At 69.9% G+C, this 928-nt stretch carries 2 protein-coding genes; one reads left to right on the top strand and one right to left on the bottom strand.

The annotated features are described in order from the left end of the window. The first annotated feature begins 269 nt into the window (after positions 1-269). Positions 270-419 carry a hypothetical protein gene (locus D8M34_RS18920; RefSeq protein WP_153245008.1) on the top strand — a complete coding sequence of 50 codons (150 nt, stop codon included), beginning with the start codon at positions 270-272 and terminating at the stop codon, positions 417-419. Positions 420-442: 23 nt separating this feature from the next. Here D8M34_RS18920 and D8M34_RS18180 read toward each other — a convergent pair. Beyond that, positions 443-928: CoA transferase (locus D8M34_RS18180; RefSeq protein WP_148113101.1), on the bottom strand; the 486-nt coding region annotated here is incomplete at its 5' end.

A 928-nucleotide genomic window follows, 5' to 3' on the forward strand; every position in this document is an offset into this window, starting at 1 on the left:
GCCTGTCGATGCTGAGATGGCCAGGGTGCGTGCGACGTCCACGTGCTGGACGCGCGAGCAACGACGGCGAAGACATGGGGAAGTGCGGCGCGCCTGCAGGGCGGCAGTAGTAGGCCGGGGAAGCCCAGGTGGCGCGACGGTCGGACAAAAGCGAGGTCGCCGTCACCCGCCGCCGAGCTCACAATCACTTCCTCGGCGCCGCAGTGCATCAATGGGCCTTCTGCAGCCTCACCAAGAGCGGTTGGGCCCGAGAGTTCTACGACTCCAAGGTGGCGGCAGGTAAACCCCACCACCACGCGTTGAGAACACTCGGCAATCGCTGGCTGGAGATCCTCTGGCACTGCCTCACCAAGCAGATGCTCTACGACGAGAGCGTCCACGTCGCCAATCGGAACAGAGCCCTCGGGAGGGCCAGCTGACCCGAGGATTGACAGAGGGTGTCTCATGCGTCCTCCCCCGATGCGGCCCGGATCGTGTCCTCGGTGTACCCGAGCAGCCCGCCGAGCACGTCCGTGGTGTCGGCGCCCAGGTCAGGCCCGACCGAACGGACCGGGACCGAACGGCCGTCGAGCACCGGCACGATGCCGGGGAACCCGACCCGGGCGGGCTCGTCGCCGCCGGTGTCGACGTCGAAGTACTGGACCATGTCGCGGGCGCGGAACTGCTCGTCGGCGACGATGTCGGCGGCGGAGTGGATCGGCCCGGCCGGGACGCCCGCCTCCTCCAGCTCCGCGAGGACCGCGACGCGGGGCAACGAGCGGGTCCAGGTCTCGATGGCGCCGTCGAGCTCGTCGCGGCGCGCCCAGCGGCCCGCGTTGGAGACCAGTTCCGGGTCGCCGCCCAGGTCGGCGCGGCCGATGACGGTCATGAACCGGCCGTAGATGGAGTCGCCGTTGCCGGCGATGACGACGCTGCCGCCGTCCGCGCA

Source organism: Microbacterium sp. HSID17254 (assembly GCF_003989315.1).
Taxonomy (GTDB): Bacteria; Actinomycetota; Actinomycetes; order Actinomycetales; family Microbacteriaceae; genus Microbacterium.